The 17,799-nt window shown below is 37.7% G+C and carries 13 protein-coding genes and 1 rRNA gene; 13 read left to right on the forward strand and 1 reads right to left on the reverse strand.

Features of this window, described 5'->3' with window-relative positions; all coding sequences use genetic code 11:
- Positions 1-150 precede the first annotated feature (150 nt).
- On the forward strand, positions 151-1,719 hold the full coding sequence (locus EHQ49_RS06170) for a hypothetical protein (protein WP_135577348.1): 1,569 nt from the start codon (positions 151-153) through the stop codon (positions 1,717-1,719).
- A 239-nt stretch (positions 1,720-1,958) separates the two neighbouring features.
- On the opposite strand, the gene EHQ49_RS06175 is transcribed toward EHQ49_RS06170, so the two are convergent.
- Entirely contained in the window at positions 1,959-2,588 is a 630-nt protein-coding gene (locus EHQ49_RS06175) for a TetR/AcrR family transcriptional regulator (protein ID WP_135577350.1), read from the reverse strand.
- Between the two features lie 188 nt (positions 2,589-2,776).
- Here EHQ49_RS06175 and EHQ49_RS06180 point away from each other — a divergent pair, with 188 nt between their 5' ends.
- The 12 genes from EHQ49_RS06180 (at position 2,777) to EHQ49_RS06235 (ending at position 17,799) form a co-directional block, all read left to right on the forward strand.
- Complete coding sequence (locus EHQ49_RS06180; RefSeq protein ID WP_135577352.1) at positions 2,777-4,306, forward strand: phytoene desaturase family protein; 1,530 nt, start codon at positions 2,777-2,779, stop codon at positions 4,304-4,306.
- 123 nt (positions 4,307-4,429) lie between these two features.
- Entirely contained in the window at positions 4,430-5,545 is a 1,116-nt protein-coding gene (locus EHQ49_RS06185; protein WP_244241369.1) for an FAD-binding oxidoreductase, read from the forward strand.
- Positions 5,546-5,677: 132 nt separating this feature from the next.
- Positions 5,678-6,709 (forward strand): hypothetical protein, encoded by a 1,032-nt coding sequence (locus EHQ49_RS06190; protein ID WP_244241370.1) that lies wholly within the window; start codon positions 5,678-5,680, stop codon positions 6,707-6,709.
- A gap of 44 nt (positions 6,710-6,753) precedes the next feature.
- Positions 6,754-7,116: a hypothetical protein gene (locus EHQ49_RS06195; RefSeq protein WP_135577356.1), complete on the forward strand. Its 363-nt coding sequence runs from the start codon at positions 6,754-6,756 to the stop codon at positions 7,114-7,116.
- 64 nt (positions 7,117-7,180) lie between these two features.
- Positions 7,181-8,128, forward strand: a complete 948-nt coding sequence (locus tag EHQ49_RS06200) for a hypothetical protein (RefSeq protein WP_135577358.1) — start codon at positions 7,181-7,183, stop codon at positions 8,126-8,128.
- A 56-nt stretch (positions 8,129-8,184) separates the two neighbouring features.
- Positions 8,185-8,301 (forward strand): 5S ribosomal RNA (gene rrf / locus EHQ49_RS06205).
- A 489-nt stretch (positions 8,302-8,790) separates the two neighbouring features.
- On the forward strand, positions 8,791-10,749 hold the full coding sequence (locus EHQ49_RS06210; protein WP_135577360.1) for a PAS domain S-box protein: 1,959 nt from the start codon (positions 8,791-8,793) through the stop codon (positions 10,747-10,749).
- 50 nt (positions 10,750-10,799) lie between these two features.
- Positions 10,800-12,047 (forward strand): Nramp family divalent metal transporter, encoded by a 1,248-nt coding sequence (locus EHQ49_RS06215; protein ID WP_135577362.1) that lies wholly within the window; start codon positions 10,800-10,802, stop codon positions 12,045-12,047.
- Positions 12,048-12,050: 3 nt separating this feature from the next.
- Entirely contained in the window at positions 12,051-13,427 is a 1,377-nt protein-coding gene (locus EHQ49_RS06220; RefSeq protein ID WP_208732162.1) for a Na+/H+ antiporter NhaC family protein, read from the forward strand.
- 94 nt (positions 13,428-13,521) lie between these two features.
- Positions 13,522-14,340 carry a sigma-70 region 4 domain-containing protein gene (locus EHQ49_RS06225; protein ID WP_135577364.1) on the forward strand — a complete coding sequence of 273 codons (819 nt, stop codon included), beginning with the start codon at positions 13,522-13,524 and terminating at the stop codon, positions 14,338-14,340.
- Positions 14,341-14,403: 63 nt separating this feature from the next.
- A complete protein-coding gene (locus EHQ49_RS06230; protein WP_002989181.1) occupies positions 14,404-14,745 on the forward strand; it encodes an STAS domain-containing protein in 342 nt (113 codons plus the stop codon).
- Between the two features lie 21 nt (positions 14,746-14,766).
- Positions 14,767-17,799 (forward strand): LIC_11026 family protein, encoded by a 3,033-nt coding sequence (locus EHQ49_RS06235; RefSeq protein ID WP_135577366.1) that lies wholly within the window; start codon positions 14,767-14,769, stop codon positions 17,797-17,799.

Consider the following 17,799-nt stretch of genomic DNA (forward strand, 5'->3'; position numbering starts at 1 on the left):
CGGACTTTTCCAGGAAAGCGGATGTCTCTATTGTAAATAAGTCTTATTTAATTTAGTGTATCAGTTTTTTATGTAGAAAGTAATGGCTCCCAATTGATTATATGTCATTCTTTGTTTTCGATAATAGTCTGATCCCAATGCAGAGGTAATATGAAGTATCAATTTTCAGATAGAATTAATCTCAATTTATGGAAAAAGAAATTTCTGTTATTTATCTTGTTATTGGTAATTCTTCCTAGTATTTTGAATAATCACCCCTCAAGGGATATTTATTTATACGATGAAACTTTTTACTTAGAGAGTGCCGATACTTTATCTGGATTTCAAGATGCCGCATCTTATTCATTTTATTATAAGATGTTGTCTAAAATTTGGAAAAATCCTGTAGAGAGATACTTCTCCAATTATTTAGTGTTAGTATTGAGTTTGTGCTTTGTATTCATTTCAATTGCAAAGAATTCTAGGGAATTACTTCTTTATTCATCTTTTTTATCTTTGATAATTGTAAGTCCATTAATTGTCTCTGCAATGCCTTTTATTACTATGTTTTCCTCTGTTTTAATTGCGTTAGCAATTTATACTTATTATAATCGAAGGTTCTCAGCTTTTATCTTAATATCATTTGTATTAACTTATGCAAGAGTTGAGTTCTATGCGTTTTTTCTGTTAAGTTTCGTTTTTGTTTTTTTGAATCTCTTTAATAAAAGTAAGAAGAGTCTGATTTTGCCGTCTCTCTTTTACTTGCTGGGTTTGTGTATCGCGATATTAAGAAATCCCTCTTCACAAGAAAGAGCCTATATCGCTTTTTGCCAACATTATGCTTTTTCTAAATATCAAAGAGGGTTATATTTCGATGATCCTTGGACTACTTGTGATAGGTTGCTTTTGCAAGACTTTGGTATTGTTGGGGATTTGCAAAAAGTTTTGTTAGGAAATTTCTCAGCTCTCTTGGAACATATCGTCTTGAATATAAAGTCGTTGTTCGAGGTTCTCGCAAAGAATTTAAATCTTCCTTTATACTTTGTTGTTACAATTTTAGTCCTTACTCTATTTGCCGAAGTTTACCGGCTTATTCTCAACATTCGTCGCCGAAGATTGGTTTTAACTTTAGACTCAATTTTTTTATTTACTTTTTTAGGTTTTTCAACAATCGGGTCGATTCTGTATTATCCGCGTGATCATTATTTACTTCAAATCCTAATCGTTGTTATCTTCTTTATAAAAAGGGGAGCGATACTTTTGGAAATTTCATTTGTCAGAAAGAAATTTCAGCAGTTTAAAAAATATTTAGTATTATCTGGAGTTATCATATTCTTACTTTTTGTAGGGTTATATTTTAAAAATCATAAAAAAATGATTATTTCCGGACTTGAAAAAGAATGTGGAGTTTTACGTTTGGCGGAAACTATCAAATATTTGAATCTTAAAGAAATCCATATGTTAAGTCCGGATGGTGGATTGTGTGTTTATTTAGGGAACAAGAATTGTGAGAACATTTATCCGTATGAAAAAAAGATGAAGTTTCTGGATTTCATAGAAAAGCGTAAAATAAATATCATTTTGTTGACCGAATATTACGAAAAAGATGCAATATATCGTGATGATAGTGAGTTCAAAAAGTTCAGAGAAAGTAACTACAAATTAAACAGTGGAACTTACTTTGAAGAGGTCTTATTATACACTTGTAAGGCTAGAAAAATTTTAGTAAAAAAAGAGTAGAATGAAGAGTTGCTTTACCTGTAGATAGAATCAGAAAGCAGGTTGAGTAAATAGCTTGCGATAGTATTTTCTTGTTCAAGTTTTATGTTTAGAAAATACTATGATACTTCTATTTTGAATTAACTAAATAATGATTTTGAAAATTGTTTGCATTCGTTTGAATGAATCACTAAATATCGATTAGAATTGAATCGGCTATTCTACAAAAATAGAACAAAACAAAAGTTCTCCTGGTTTTATCAGCCAATATCCACTGAAGAACTAACAGTTGTTTTTAATAATTGGATTACATCCATCCCTTCGGGAAGGACCAAGTGTCCATCAATAGCCAAGGAAGCAATCCCATGAACGGTCGCCCAAGCACCAAGAGCTCTAGCATGGGCCAACTCTTTACTCACTCGTTCATTTGCAAAGGCAGCATATAACAGACGAAAGGGGCGTTGCGAACTAACCCAAATTTCCCTATCAGGACTTTCTAATCCAATTTTTTTTTCTAAATCAATTTGGTTTAGCATGAGTCGGTATAAGTTTGGATTCACGATCGCAAACTGAATGTATTCCACACCATAATAATAAGCCAACAAACGACCACGGACTTTGGAATGATTTTTTTGTACCGCAAGCATGATGGCAGCCAATTCGTCATATCCGGAAGCTGCCACAGCCTGAAGTAATTCTTGTTTTCCTTTGAAATGTGCATAAGGAGCCATATGAGTGACACCGATGGCAGAGGCTATGGAACGAAGAGAGAGGGATTCGATTCCTTGTTTTTGTAATAAATTGCGAGCAGCGATGATCAATGCGGGCCGAAGGTCACCATGATGGTAGGGGGTTGTTCCTTTGTCCTGATTTCGTTTTTTCACGGCCATTACAACTTAGTAGGTCTCCTCCCCGAACCGGTAAAGCCTTTTCGAAAGGGATTCTAAAGGTTCAGATCTGGGATAAGGTCTCTCTAATGGAGAATCCTTTTTTTGGAAAAAGGGCAGAAAAAGTGATTGCAATCTTTACATTGTAAAGATTGGCTTGGTTTCAAAGGGATTCCCTTTGGGAGAATAGAATGTCTCATTATGACACAGTAGTCATCGGTGCCGGTAACGCTGGTTTGATGGCGGCCACTCGGCTGCAACGTGAAGGTTCAAAAACTTTGTTATTAGAAAGGCACAATGTTCCCGGGGGATGTGCTACCTCCTTTGTGAGAGGGGATTTTGAGTTTGAAGTTGCCCTTCACCAACTCAGTGGCGTTGGAACAGAATCGAGTCCGTTCATCATGCGCCGTGTTTTCGAGGAACTCGGTGTTCTAAAAAAAATTGAACTCGTCCAAGAAGAAGAACTTTATCGCATTGTTATGCCTGGTCGGTTAGATGTTACCTTACCTGCTGATTGGACGGGATTACAACTTCATTTAAAAAGTCTTTTCCCTGGAGAAGAAGATTCGATTGAAAGGTTTTTTGCCTTGAGTGAAGCCGTTGTGAATGAATATTATTTTGTTCTTCCGCGAATTCGACTAACGAACGATGAAGAAAAATTACGTGCGAAATGTCCAAATTTTAATGCTTATGGTCTACGCTCCACAAGTGATGTTTTAAATGAATTTTTTTCCAATGTAGATTTAATTAATGTAATAACACCATACTGGAGTTATGTGGGAATTCCAACAACAGAGTTGGTTTTTGCCGAATTTATCGGGATGTTGTATTTTTATTGTGTGTATAAACCTTGGCATATAAAAGGAGGATCTCAAATGCTTTCGAGTGCTCTTCTCTCTTCCTTTGAAGAGGCAGGAGGAGAAGTCCGATTTCACTGTGCCGCAGAAAAAATTTTGACAGAAAACGGCGCTGTACGTGCGGTTCTTCTGGAAACAGGGGAAACGGTTACTTGTAATGCCGTTGTGTCCAACGCAAGTCCACTGATTACCTATCACGAAATGCTTGACCTAGAAACTCCACCAACTTCTGTCTTAAAGGATTTTAAGTCCAGAAGAATGGGGGTTTCTGCTGTTTGCCTTTATTTGGGTTTAGATTGTTCCCCTGAAGAGCTTGGATTTACAACGGCATCCACCTTTGTGATGACTACTTCTAATGCAGAAGTCACTGAAGATCGAATGTATACTCTAGATGCTCCGGATTGGGGTATGGTTACTTGTTATAACTTTATTGATGAGGAATTGGCGCCTAAAGGGAAAGCAGTTGTCACTCTCGTAGCCTTACAATATGGGGAAGCATGGAAAGATGTTCCTGCAGATAAATATATTGCCACAAAATATGAGTTTGGTGATAAACTCATCACTCTTGTTGAGCAAGCATATCCGAATATTAGAGAACATATTGAAAAGGCAGAAGTAGCCACACCAATGACGATGATGCGTTATTTGAATACTCCAGGTGGAGCCATTTACGGATTCAAACAAACCTTGCAGGATGGTTCTCTTATGCGCGAATCTCTGGATGCCATAGACGGGCTTTATTCTGCGAGTAGTTGGACGAGTATGGGTGGATTTCAACCTACCTATTTGAATGGATACAATACTGCACGGAAAATAATAAAACGATTAAAAACTCGGCGCAAATCAGTAAGTAGCCCTAAGTAAAATAACAAACAAAATGTTTACAAAGATAACGATCACTATTTGAGAAGGAAGATATATATGTCAGGTAACAATCTAGAGCTAGAATCAAACGTTTTTAATTCCGTCATAGGGTTCAGGGAAGCCGTGGCAAAAAAAGAAGAGATGGAAAGTAATGGTTCCAACTTTCAAGAACAAAAAGGTTTGGTTCGCCGTACCATTAATAGCCTTCATCCGAAACGTCTCCGTTTGCATGTGAAAGATATTCGAATCGACACTCCGTCCACAAAAACCTTGGTAATGGTTTCTGTAGATGGCAAAAGTTTACCTCCGTTTCAAGCTGGTCAATACATCAATTTATTTGTATCTCTTGCTGGTGTTTCGACAGCAAGGCCGTATTCAATTTCATCCTCACCAACTGATCTCAACTCTTATGAGCTAACCATCAAACGAGCTGAAGGTGGGTTTGTGAGTCCCTATTTGCTGGATGATGTGGAAGTCGATCAGGTGTTTGAAACTACTGGACCTATGGGATCGTTCCACCATAATCCGTTATTTCACGGTAATGATTTAGTATTTATCGCAGGAGGTTCTGGTATTGCTCCTGCTATGAGTATGTTAAAATCTATATTGGCTTCCTCTGAACCATTCCGATTTCATATTATTTATTCTAATAGTTTCGAAAACGATGTCATCTTTATTGATGAACTAAGAAAATTAGCATCACTTCATAGTCATTTTCATTTAACTGAGTTTTTGTCGCGTGAAACAAGTTCCGACTACAAAGGGTATAGGGGACGATTGACTCTCCCCGTATTACATACATTACTTTCCGATGCGCCATCTAAGATGTATTATGTATGTGGCCCGACTCCTTTTAATGAACATTGTGCGGACCTGCTTTCTCAACTTGGTGTTAAATCCGGTCGTATTCTTATCGAAAGTAACGGACCACCCAAGATGCCTGAAAGAATGTCCGCTTGGCCGAAGTCAGTTCTTCCTGAAGACCTTGTAAACGTCAAAGTTGGGGATCGTTCTTTCCAAATAAAAGCTGGGGAGCCACTTCTGAATAGCCTTGAACGGAACGGATATTTTACCGAAAATGCATGCCGATCGGGAGAATGTAGTCTTTGTCGAGTGAAACTGAAAAAAGGAGAGGTATTCAGTCCACCCGAAGCAAAAATTAGAAAGTCTGATAAAAAGTTTGGTTGGATTCATTCCTGTGTTGCCTTCCCAACAACAGATATAGAAATCCAATTGTAAAAGAATCAAAAGGGAACAATAAACCGGTAGAGTAGAAATGGGGCATTCCTTTGCCCCTAACGAATCTTAATTGGTTTTGTTATTGCTTTTCATACGCCTCTTTTTTAGTTTACCCTAATATTCAAGGGTTTTATGATGCGTTATCCTTTCGTAGTTTTATTTCTTTCTGTTTTGTTTTTTTACCCTCTGGCTTCTGAGGAAAATTTAGAAAAAGATCCTCCACAGGAAGAACCACGGAGAACAAAATATTTTTCCATCAATCCAGGTGTCACCATAGAAAGTGTAACTGTTGATATATCGGGAAGAGGTAAGAACGCAACTATGACCCAAGAAGGACCTGGGAAAATTTCTTGGATGTTGGACGTAAAATCAGCAGACTACCAAATCACGAAGTATTTCGGAATTAATCTCCTCTTACACAATTCCAACTTTTATTTAGATAGGCAATTTGTGTCGAAACTACCGTCAGTAGATTCTCCGTCTTCTTCAACTAGCGCTTCCGATTCGGGGTCTTCTGGATCAAAGGGTTCCAATACGAACGTAAACCAAAGTAATCGAGTGAAAGATGATTTGGATACGAATATTGAAGGAACCTATTCTATGTTAGTTCCTATCTTTTATATAGGTAACCCGGAAACAATGCGATTGGGGTTTGGACTTGGTCCCGCTCGGGTACGTATGCGAGGGAATGCTGATTTTCAGGATCCTGGAACTGGTATAGCCTTAGCACTTGCCAATCGTGGTAACCGAGCGGAATTTTTAAACAACGTAAGTGCAATTCAATTTGCTTCAGGAAATATCAACCCAAACGACGACCCCACACTTTCTTACCTATTGGCCAATCTTGGAACTGGAAATAATTTAGAACTTTTAGGATATTATTTTGCAAGTCAGGGTTTACTCCGCCCGGACCTTACTGCCCTGAGTGCATTTTCAACTGGACGTTATTCAGCAGTCGAGTCTATGGCCCTTAGTAGTTTATTTCGAAATCAAGTTAACATAAATGCCAACGCAAGGTTTGCCTTTATGTTCTATGTAGAGACTCCGCCGTTTGTTGGCCTTCGAGGTCGACTTTCTTTTGGTGGTCCCATCGTAAAGGAAAATGGTTATACTTATGAAATGAGAACATTTCATATTGCTCTTTATATGCCGATTGAGTTTTAAGTTTTGATTTACAATTTGTAAGTATTCGGTTAATGATAACAACTATGAGACTTTTAAATCCGGCTTTCACTGTATTCATTTTTGGAGTTTATTTATTAGGGCAAGGGTTTGCATTATTATTTTTTCCTAATGTTTTACTCAGTATTTTTCAAATTCCAATTCCTTTGGATTACTGGATAAAGATTGTCGGTATTGCCCTTATCATCTTGGGGTTTTACTATATTGGAACAGCTAAATTTAATCTTATTCTCTTTTTTCAGCTAACGGTGATTGGTCGGTCTTTACAGTTTGTTTTGTTTCTTATCTTGTATTTCATACAACCCATACCAGTTATGTTACTTGGGTTTTCATTCTTTGAGTTTCTTTCAGGGATTTGGACATATATTGCTTTAAAAAAGAACAAATAGTTTGTAAATTTTTCTTGAGTCGTCTCTCCGTCAGTTGTTATTGGTGGTAGAGGTAATTGAAATAATGAAACGTAAAATCGTTTTTTTTCTGATGGTCATATCCTTGTTTGCCGGGTCCGTGTCTGCCCAAGGCAAAGTTGACGGTAATACAATTCGATTTAAGGGTGCTTTATTTTTTGGTAGCCTTCGTTCCGATTTAGAGAAGAGAAATTTTTACAGCGATATCGTCGGTTTGGAATACAACAGAGACTGGCAAAACAATCGTGGAATGACCCTAATTAATGATTTGGGATTTGATTATTTTCATTCCTTAAACGCAGGAATTTTAAGTAATGTTTTTGTAGGTTTGCATCTCAATCGTTTTGGTCGCGGTTATGAATGGAATTCTTATTATGCAAATGGATTAGGAATCAAAGAAGCCGACTACCGTTTGCTTTATTCTGATATCAATTTGGGAATTACAATTTCTCCCGTTTCCAATTTCAGAATCTTACCTAAATATGTGATCCGTAGTATGGGTCAATCTTTGGAAGGAAGTTATTTGGGTCTTGGTGCGCCAAGTTACTTGGGCCAAGATACAAAAAATACAACAGGAACTTCTGGTCTCCTTGGTGTTGGGTTTGAGTTTGATTTAAACGATCGTGCAACCCTATTTGCAGACTTTCTTTTATTCGGTCCTTTCCTTCTGAATTCTGCTGGTTCTTATAACTCAGAACAATACAGAATTTATAACAATGGTGTTGTATTTAATTATGCAAGCGGTGGTTATACGTTTTATTCTGAGAAAATTAGTTTCGGTGGAAGTATTGTTGTTGTACCTAAACTTCGATTGTTTGCTAGTTTTGAAAGTGAACGTATGACAGCCAAGTCGCAAAGCCCTATTGCTTTTAGTGTGAGTGAGAATGGAGTTAGCAGTATTGGAACGTTGATGGAATTTGTATCTGCTACGGCGGAACACAATATCATCGTTTCTGGATTAAAATTTGGTGTGACTTACGATTTAAATCTGTAAATTTTCTTTTAAATGTACTTGCAAATCCGGTCCGTCTGGAAGTAATGGTAATTACTCCTGGTGATTATGGAGAGAAGGCCATACCCGTTCCCATTCCGAACACGGAAGTCAAGCTTCTCATCGCCGATGGTACTATTGGGTTCGCTCAATGGGAGAGTAGGACATTGCCGGGTTAGCACTCATAACTCATTAAAAAAGCGTTCACGAAAGTGAGCGCTTTTTTAATTTGTAGCGCTCTGTTTTTGCCGGCTAATGTCCGCGACTATTCGCTAGGCAAACAGTGTTTGCTCCGCGAATGTCGCCTGCTCGTTCCCTATGGGTCACTGCGCAGGATTGCCGGGTTTGATTCCTCCTTTATCGATTCATACAAATTAGTATAAATCTCTTTGATTGAAGCTAATGGTATCACAAGATCCAATCGTTCGCGAAATGGGTGAGGCTTCCGTAAATTGCGGATGGTTTCTAGACCAGATTAAAATCGCCTAACAATGTTTGTATCTATCTGGGAAATGAAACCTGATTTTGGGATTTAAAATTCAGTAGATTTACTAATTTGAATTCAGAAAATCGGGAGTGTTTTCCTGAAAGGATATTCACGGCGCATTTTTGGGGCCTAGTTATCGCTTGCAGTTTTTTCGAAACTGGGTTGAGATTGGAAGTCGATGGAAAACCTGGTTCCTGCCGAAGTCTATTCCTCTCTGGTTTTACAATACCTCTACGATGCGGTCATTGTTACTGATTTGGAATTTAGAGTCACTAGTTGGAATTTGGCTGCGGAGAGAATTTACGGGTTCACTGCAGAAGAAGTCATAGGTAAGTCTACCGTTACACTTTTAAAGACCGAACAAAGTAATACAACAAGGGCAAGTCGTCTTTCTGAACTTCAATCCAAAGGCATTTGGCAGGGAGAAGTTTTCCAATATGACAAAGAATCAAAAAAACTAAAAATTCGGTCTGCTGCCAGTTTTCTAAAAGACAAATCTGGTAAAACCATTGGTCTCATCGCAATCAATCGCGATATTACGGAAGAGACCGAAATTCAGGAAGAACTTGCGGATAGCGAAGAACGATTTCGAATGAGTTTCGATAATGCAGGTATCGGCGTTTGTTTTTTGGATTTAAGTGGAAGGTTCATCAAGGTAAATAAAAAATTAGAATCGATGTTAGGTTACAGTGGATCAGAACTGATTGGAAGAAGATCAAATGAGTTCGCTTACGAGGAAGACAAACAACTTTTTGAATCCTTCCGTGAATCGGCAATTGCTGGTTCTAAAGAAAGTATTATATATGAAAAAAGATTTTATTCAAAAGATAAAAGTATCCTTTGGGTTGAAATTTCCAATACTTTGGTAAAAGATCGAAATGGGGATCCATCATATTTTGTAGTTCATTTGAATGATATAACGGGAAGAAAAAATGCAGAGTTTCATCTTTTGAATGCAAAAAAAGAAGCCGAAAGGGCAAACGAAGCAAAATCAGAATTTGTTGCCAACATGAGTCACGAAATTCGAACCCCATTGAACGGCGTCATTGGTTTTAATGAATTATTACTCACAACCAATTTAGATTCCGATCAAAAAGAGTATGTAAAAAATGCTATTAGTAGTGCACATGGTCTTCTTGGAATCATCAATGATGTATTAGATATTTCTAAAATTGAAGCAGGGAAATTAGTTTTAAACGAAGTTACATCTAATTTAAAACAAATCATAAAAGATTCGTTAGGTGTTTTGAAGTGGAAGGCTAATGAAAAAGGAATTGAACTCCGTCTCGAAGAAGGTCCAAGTGTTCCTGAAATCATTTTTGTGGATGCCACAAGGCTTCGTCAAATTTTAATCAATTTGCTTGGGAATGCTGTGAAGTTTACAGAAGTGGGTGGAGTTGTATTAAAAGTGGAGGCATCCCCTGCCTTACATCAAAAAACGAAACTAGAATTTACAATCACAGATACAGGGATTGGAATTCCGGAAGAACATAAATCTCATTTGTTTCAATCGTTTTGGCAAGGTGAATCCAATTCCACTCGGCGGTATGGGGGAACTGGGCTTGGGTTACGCATCACCAAGTCTTTGTTAGATTTAATGGGTGGGGGGATCGAAGTTCATTCCGAACCAGGAGTGGGAACGGAGTTTCGATTTATGATTGAATGTAGTTCTGTGGATCAAACTGCTCATCAAGATTCTCAAGATGAAAACGAATACCAAAATGAACTTCTCGCACATCTTGACCAATCGACTTTGAGTGAAATTTCTCCTTATATTCTGGTGGTCGAAGATAATGAAATGAACCGGAACCTGCTCAAAAGAATGATTCAAAAATACATTCCGAATGTTAGAATCAAAGAAGCTGTGGATGGGTTAGAAGCGGTTCGTTTTTTTCACGAATCCACCCCTGATTTGGTATTTATGGATGTTCAAATGCCTAATATGGATGGATTAGAGGCGGCGATAGAAATTCGGAAACAACCCACTGGTAATTTAGTTCCCATCGTTGCGCTCACCGCAGGGGCATTGTATGAAGAACGTAAAAAATGTTTTGAAGTAGGTATGGATCAATTTTTGACCAAACCGATCGATATTTTAGCTCTCAATCAAATTCTATTTCATTATTTGAGTCAGTAAACTTTCGAATAGAGTAGCAAAAACTTTCGAATCAGGCCAATTTGTCCAAAATGAAACGATTTCCTTTCTTAGCTTATCTTGGTCCTGGACTTTTGTATGCCGGTGCTGCCGTTGGTGTTTCCCATCTTGTACAATCGACTCGGGCAGGCGCCGTATATGGGTACGGACTTCTCTTTGTTGTGTTATTTGCCAACTTAATCAAATACCCATTTTTTGTTGTAGGGACCAGATATACAATTATTACCGGGAAATCTTTATTAGATGGCTATGAGGCACTTGGCCGTTTGCCTATCTGGATCTTTTTCTTCATATCGATTGGAACTATGTGTATCATTGTTGCCACCGTTACCCTTGTCACTTCAGGACTTTTTTCCAATCTTCTAGGTGTCACTATGGAGCCCTGGTTACTCTGTGCTATCATTCTCATATTTTGTTTTTTATTACTTGCGATTGGTAAGTTTGCCGCTCTTGACGGACTTATGAAATGGATCGTTGTTTTGTTGACTGTTTCGACCATCGTTGCCATGATCCTTTCTTTTTATGCAGCCATTCCCAAGTTAGAGACGGCAGGAAAAACCTTTGTCATTTCTAACTTGGGCGATGTAGCCTTCCTCATTGCACTTATGGGTTGGATGCCCATCCCGATTGAAGCTGCTGTCTGGCAATCCGATTGGACACTCGCCAAAAAAACTCCGGATGGAAAACTTCCTCCTATGAAATATGCAATGATCGATTTTAATATCGGTTATATTGGAACAACTTTACTTGCGGTTTGTTTTTTGGCGCTTGGTGCCAATATGATGTATAATACTGGGGCTGAATTTTCTTCTCAAGCAGTTAGTTTTGCATCAGAACTTGTGAAGTTGTATACAACTGCTATTGGATCTTGGTCCTATCCTATCATTCTCATTGCTGCCTTTTTTACTATGTTTTCTACTACACTCACTTGTTTTGATGCTTATCCAAGAGTGGTATCGAATGCAAGTCGTCGTTTGTTCAAACCATTGGCAAAAATACCAACAGAACAACTCTATTGGTATTGGATTGTGCTCGTGGGTGTAGGGTCTATTTTGATATTATTATTTTTTAGAACCAATATGAAGAGTTTGGTCGACTTTGCAACCACCGTTTCTTTTTTAAATGCACCGATACTTGCTCTCATTCATCATTTAATTTTATTTGGAAAAGAAATTCCTAGAGATCAAAGACCAAAACCTTGGATGAACTTACTTTCTTGGTTTGGTATTTTGTTCCTGTTTGGATTTTCTATTTATTATATTAATATTACGTTTCTCTAAAGTATGGAGAGAGAAAAAACACACTCGATTTTTTTCTCTCTTTCTCCGCTTTTATACTTAATTCTTTCGATTCTTTTTTTTCGGTTTGTTTGGGTGATTACATATCCGCACCCAACGGCCTTATTTGTTGCCGGAGTTTTTTCGTTTTTGCAACGAAGGAATCGAAAAATAGTTTTTCTTAGATCCTCTTTTCGTAAAAACTTTGTTTCTGTTTTACCTGCAATGGAAATTCTCTTTTTTGTCGGAATGCTCATTGCTTCTTGGGCTTATTCGGGTGTCCTCCTCACTATGATCCAGGTAGGAATTTTGTTTCTACAACCAGATTACTTTTTACCATCGCTTGCCCTTGTGGCTGCAATTGCTGCTATGGTTTCTGGTTCTTCTTGGACCACTGCAGGTACACTCGGTGTTGCTCTTATCGGTGTGGCCGAAGTGATTTCATTTCCACAAACGATGGCGGCTGGTGCGATTGTGAGTGGGTGTTACTTTGGAGACAAACTTTCTCCTCTTTCTGACACAACCAATCTAGCATCTAGTTTAACCCATGTTCCTATCTGGAAACATATTAAACATATGTTGAGAACAACTTGTATCAGTTTTGGGATGGCAATTTTAGGATTTTATTTTTTAAACCTCTATGTTTGGGATCCCAACCAAGTGGATCATTTTACTTTAGATTCAGGAGTTTTAAAATCCGTTTCTTCTTTTGGTGTTTCGTGGATCAAATTAATTCCAGTCGCCTTGGTATTTGGATCTTCCGTTTTCAAGATGCATATTCGTATTTCGCTGTTACTCGGGATTACCTCTGCTGTTGGATTTAGTGGTTTCGAATTAGGAATACCGATTGGCATTGTCGAGACTCTCATCTACGGATTTGACTCTCATTCAGGAAATCAAATCCTCGACCGTTTTTTAAGTGGAGGTGGGGTCATTGCCATTTTACCTACGGAGATTCTCATCCTCTCCGCCGTTTGGTTTGGTGCAGTTGTGGAAGGATATGGATATTTAAATGAAATTTTAATCCAAATCAAAATTTGGGCCAAGGATCGGTGGGACATCTTACTATCTACAATGGGAACATCGTTTCTATTGAATTTAGTGACGGCCGACCAATACTTATCTTTAGTAATCCCTGCGCGTGCCTTTCGTAGTCTTGCAGAAGAAAAAGGAATTCCAGAAAAGGATATCTCTCGTTCCTTAGAAGACTCAGGAACCATTACATCTCCCCTCATTCCTTGGAATAGTTGTGGAGCATTTATGTCTACTTCGCTCGGTGTTTCTGTGATTGCATTTCTTCCATTTGTATTTTTTAATTTATTTCATATAATCTTATCTGTATCACTTATATTCATTGCAAAAAATAAAACTAAAAGTTCATAGTTAGACAAAACTCGTTCGTATAAAAGCCGTTCGCTTCTATCTTAAATCAATAATACAGTTTCTTTCATTTATGGATGAATTATACATTCCATCCATGTTACCAAAAATCCTAGATGAAAAAATTCTATCTCTCATTCAAGAAGCCAGATCAAATAACGATCCGAATTTGCTAAAAGAACAATTACCTATTTGGATGGTGGATCGTTTGGCAAAAAAAAGGAAAATCTCTGATGACGAAAGTTGTGAGATGATGGTAACGATCTTGGAGGTTTTTGCCAAGATGTGGGATCTTAGTTTGAATTACCATATAACCAATGTTCTCGGATTTTTTGTAACCTATGCTTTTAATCAGTATAGAAATCGGTTCCGACGTACGGAAATCCCTGAGTCTGGGGAATTATATTTACAATTATGGAACTATGACCAACCGGCAAATTCAGAAATCCCCGCAGAACTTTGGGAGACAGGGAATCCTTTAAAGGCAGAACTGGACAAGTTATCCACTACCACCGCGTTAGTTTTGTCCTTACAGTTTGATTTACCCATGAAACAAAATCTAAAACAACTGCTACTTTGGAAGTTACGCGAAACAAGTCATGATGTAGATGTTTTTTTTCGAGATTGGGAAGAGAAACGGATTCGCCAACGCCAACTTTTATCTCGGCTTGCAGGTATGATCACTAGGTATACGCGAAAACTCTATGAAGCTACAGATCCCAATCGACGGAAATGGTATTTGAAACAAAAGAAACTCTGGATTTTACGAAGGACAAGAGCTATGGATCGCAGTTTCTTTTCCGAACGTGAGATTGCAAAGGTGTTAGGCATTTCCAGAAAGGCAGTCCGTAACCATTTGTCACAGGGAAAACATGAACTTCGTAGAGTCGGCAAAGATTTATTGCACTATGCATAAAAATTTGCTTTACATTCGGCTAAATCGAAGGATGTTAATGGCAACACCACCTTCCGAAGGGTTATGAAAATCAAAGTTACTAGTAAAAACGACGTGCACATCATTAAAATTGAAGGTGCCATCAAAGCCGGAAATGAGTTCGAGCTATCTGAAAAGATTGAACAGTACATCAAAAAAGGCCAAGTTCCCAAATTTATCATTGATTTGAAAAAGGTTCCCTTCATCAACTCAGCTGGTTTGGGAACGTTTCTCAATATATACAAACATATTGATGGCCTAAATGGTAGACTTGTATTTGCGAACTTAAATTCGGATATCGAGAACCTAATGGAAATCACAAAGCTTTCTAGCGTTTTCGAGATTTATAAAACTCTGGAAGAGGCTGAAGACTCCTTCGAATACTAATCGCACGAGGCGATTCTACAAATGAATCCAATCCTGAAGGTAAGTTTAGGAATCGCCAAAACAAAAACCTTTCGTGGACTTCTTGTCCTCTTTTTCCTCTATAAATCTGTTTTTAATGCCTTTACTGCAGATCTAATTGTCCCTAAGTTCATCTCTCATTTTACGGCTGCTCGGATGGAGGGGAGTTTCGGAACCTTTTCTCTTCTGTTTGGAATAGAAGTAAATGACTTCCGACTTTATCCGGGACTTCCTTTTGAAAAAGTTCCTTTGGTCGAAGCAAAACAGATTCGGCTTCGTTACAACCTTCCTCTGCTAATTTTGGGTAAAATAAAAATTTCTGAAATTGGACTTCAAAATGCAAAAATCCAAATAGAAGAACGGTCAGGACAGTGGAATTTTGCCTCTCTGATGAAGGCGACAAAATCCCCAGAATCGGAACCGGTCCAAGAACCAAAACCACCACTAACTGAAATCAAAACCTATCTACCGTTACAGGCTAGTGCTTACATTCATTTGAATGGAATTGAGTTTACGTTAAAACGTGATACAGGTGCTCTTCATTTTTTTTCTGTCCAAGACCTTTCTTTGGAAACGGAATTGGAAACCAACAGATTTACATCCATTCCACTCAATCTTTCCGCAGTTGACCAGATTGATCACATCCTACTTTCCCTCAACGCCTCTAAACCGATTCCTTTGGATTTAGATTCTGATGCACTCCGTTGGAAACAAACCATTCCGATGTCTTTACGGTTTGAATGGGACAGAACAGTTTCTCCTGAAATGTTTTTGTTCACTACTGATATAGGAAAAGACGACATCCTTCTTGAAGTAAAGGGAAAACCTGTTCAGTTAGGTTTACGTTTGTTATCTGATATTCATTACGACAATCAATTAGATAAAATTGGTATCAACCAATTGGATTTGCGAGTAATTGGACAATCTTGGCTTAGTTTGTCTGGTTCCATTCAAGAGGTTTCTAAAGAAAAACCAAAAGTTGACATTGTTGTTGGTAAGTCCAATATGCAATTGACCTTACTCCAAAGGTCCCTCGACCAACTACAAGGTATTGTTCCTGAAATGAAAATATCAGGAGATTTGTCTCTTGAAGGAACTGGAATCCAGGGTAATTGGCAAGAGGCAAACGCGAATTTAAAATTAAAAGCATCGCAGTTATATTTTAAGATGGGAAAATCAAAAGCCCATTCCCTTCCTTCCGCATTATTAGATCTTTCTTCTGAATTGAATTTGGCAGATACAAAACCACTCACTGCGGAAAAACCTTTTCCCTATGTGAAATCTCTAAAAATATCACCTTCTCATTTAGATTATAATGGAGCCTCTCTTGCATTTCAGGGGGATTATCTAGAAGACAAAGGATTGAATTTCCATTTAAATATAGATAAACTGCAATTAGGTGACTATGTATCCGGACTTGGTGGAAAGTTACAAATGGAACTTGGAGTTCTTGCCGAGTCATTTGCTTCCCTTCTTGTCCATACCAACACAAAGATTGATGGATTCCGTTATCAACTAGATCGTTCCCGTTCTCCTTCCTCTTTGTTAGGGTTGAACTTAAATGCAAGTTTGTTGTTTAACCGTCCCTTCGGACTCTCTGAAATCAAAATTTCAAATCTGAATTTGGACCAAAAAACCATCACAGGCAATAAGGCTTTGGAATTGGATTTAAAAGGAAATTTGGAACTCGGTTCCCATTTTTCTGCCAACCTACAACCGTTAGGTCTTAATGTTTATACTTCCAATCTTTTACTTGTCCTTCCACTTGTTCTAAAAGAAAAGATTTCTCCCATTCAAAATCTTCTCGGGAATCATCCTAAATTAAAATTGAATGCCAGGTATTCGACTTCTGGTTCTTCTAAACAAATTAAAGCTGATTTGGGTGCTGAATTACCTGGCTTGGAAATGAAAGATTTGAAACTTTCTGCCGATTTATCTTTATCTGGCACCAATACAAACGAAATATTGATTAAAACTTTAAAGATGAATGCTTTTGGTGGAATTTTTCATTTATCTGCCAATGGGAAATTAACAAATTACGGAAAACCTAAACCACCTCTAGGACCTTATTTTGGAAATTTAGATTTAAAATTCGGTCTTACATCGCCCACCAAACAGTATTTAGCAAAAGGGCTTAGTTTTCATGGGGACTTGGGTTTGGATCTAACGATTCGTGACTATGATATCAATGGTGAGTTACATTCGAAAGTGCCTACAATATCGTATAACAATCAAAAATGCCCTGGTGAACAATGCCAAGCCTATCTTTTGGAAGATGTTGTCGCAAAAATTCCGATCCAACACAATTTAGCTCATAGTCATGAAGATAGTCTGATCGTTGGCGATAAGTCCATATTTATAAAAAATTATGGTCGCAACCATCCTCCTAACCTAACCATTGGTCAGGTGCTCGGAACTCATCCGAGTATAGCTAATCTTCCTTTTGAATACGTCAAAAGACAAAAGGATACTCCAGGTCTTACTGCATTTATCGAGTATAAAGAAAATTATGCTAATATTGAGTCCTTACGATCTTACTCTTTAGATGGATTGGTTTTAGGAAAAAACATGGTATTCAATTTAGGGAATTTAGATCCTAAATCCATGGAGTTTCGTGGAAACTTTCTGATCCGAGATATTGATTTAAAACAATTAATGGCACCGAAAGTTCGAGATAAAATTGATGATGGTAAACTAAAAGCAGATCTTAATATTTCTGTTAGAGATTTGAGTGAACCTGTTGCCAATTTGGATTTGTTTTTTTCCATATTTCAGATCGGTCGTGACTTTGGAAAAAGTGCATTGAATGTCATTTCTCCTCAAAACTTCCTAATCGATCGAATTACCGATAGTTATTCGATCAATAAAATTGACGTCTCTTTGTCTAAGGGTCTGGTTTATGCGGATGTATATTTTAACCGGTCATTACTTTCTTTATTAATTAACTTAGAAGATGGTAAAATTTCTCAGCAAAGAATGCCACTTGCCAATTTTTTAAAACGTGCACAGAGCGAAATCCAAACATACCAAGAGTGA

It is taken from the genome of Leptospira perdikensis (assembly GCF_004769575.1).
Classification (GTDB): Bacteria; Spirochaetota; Leptospiria; order Leptospirales; family Leptospiraceae; genus Leptospira_A; species Leptospira_A perdikensis.

Coding starts and splice junctions, on each gene's coding strand:
- EHQ49_RS06170 (WP_135577348.1), top strand. CDS start 151: ATGAAGTATCAATTTTCAGATAGAATTAATCTCAATTTATGGAAAAAG.
- EHQ49_RS06175 (WP_135577350.1), bottom strand. CDS start 2,588: ATGGCCGTGAAAAAACGAAATCAGGACAAAGGAACAACCCCCTACCAT.
- EHQ49_RS06180 (WP_135577352.1), top strand. CDS start 2,777: ATGTCTCATTATGACACAGTAGTCATCGGTGCCGGTAACGCTGGTTTG.
- EHQ49_RS06190 (WP_244241370.1), top strand. CDS start 5,678: ATGATGCGTTATCCTTTCGTAGTTTTATTTCTTTCTGTTTTGTTTTTT.
- EHQ49_RS06195 (WP_135577356.1), top strand. CDS start 6,754: ATGAGACTTTTAAATCCGGCTTTCACTGTATTCATTTTTGGAGTTTAT.
- EHQ49_RS06200 (WP_135577358.1), top strand. CDS start 7,181: ATGAAACGTAAAATCGTTTTTTTTCTGATGGTCATATCCTTGTTTGCC.
- EHQ49_RS06210 (WP_135577360.1), top strand. CDS start 8,791: ATGGAAAACCTGGTTCCTGCCGAAGTCTATTCCTCTCTGGTTTTACAA.
- EHQ49_RS06215 (WP_135577362.1), top strand. CDS start 10,800: ATGAAACGATTTCCTTTCTTAGCTTATCTTGGTCCTGGACTTTTGTAT.
- EHQ49_RS06220 (WP_208732162.1), top strand. CDS start 12,051: ATGGAGAGAGAAAAAACACACTCGATTTTTTTCTCTCTTTCTCCGCTT.
- EHQ49_RS06225 (WP_135577364.1), top strand. CDS start 13,522: ATGTTACCAAAAATCCTAGATGAAAAAATTCTATCTCTCATTCAAGAA.
- EHQ49_RS06230 (WP_002989181.1), top strand. CDS start 14,404: ATGAAAATCAAAGTTACTAGTAAAAACGACGTGCACATCATTAAAATT.
- EHQ49_RS06235 (WP_135577366.1), top strand. CDS start 14,767: ATGAATCCAATCCTGAAGGTAAGTTTAGGAATCGCCAAAACAAAAACC.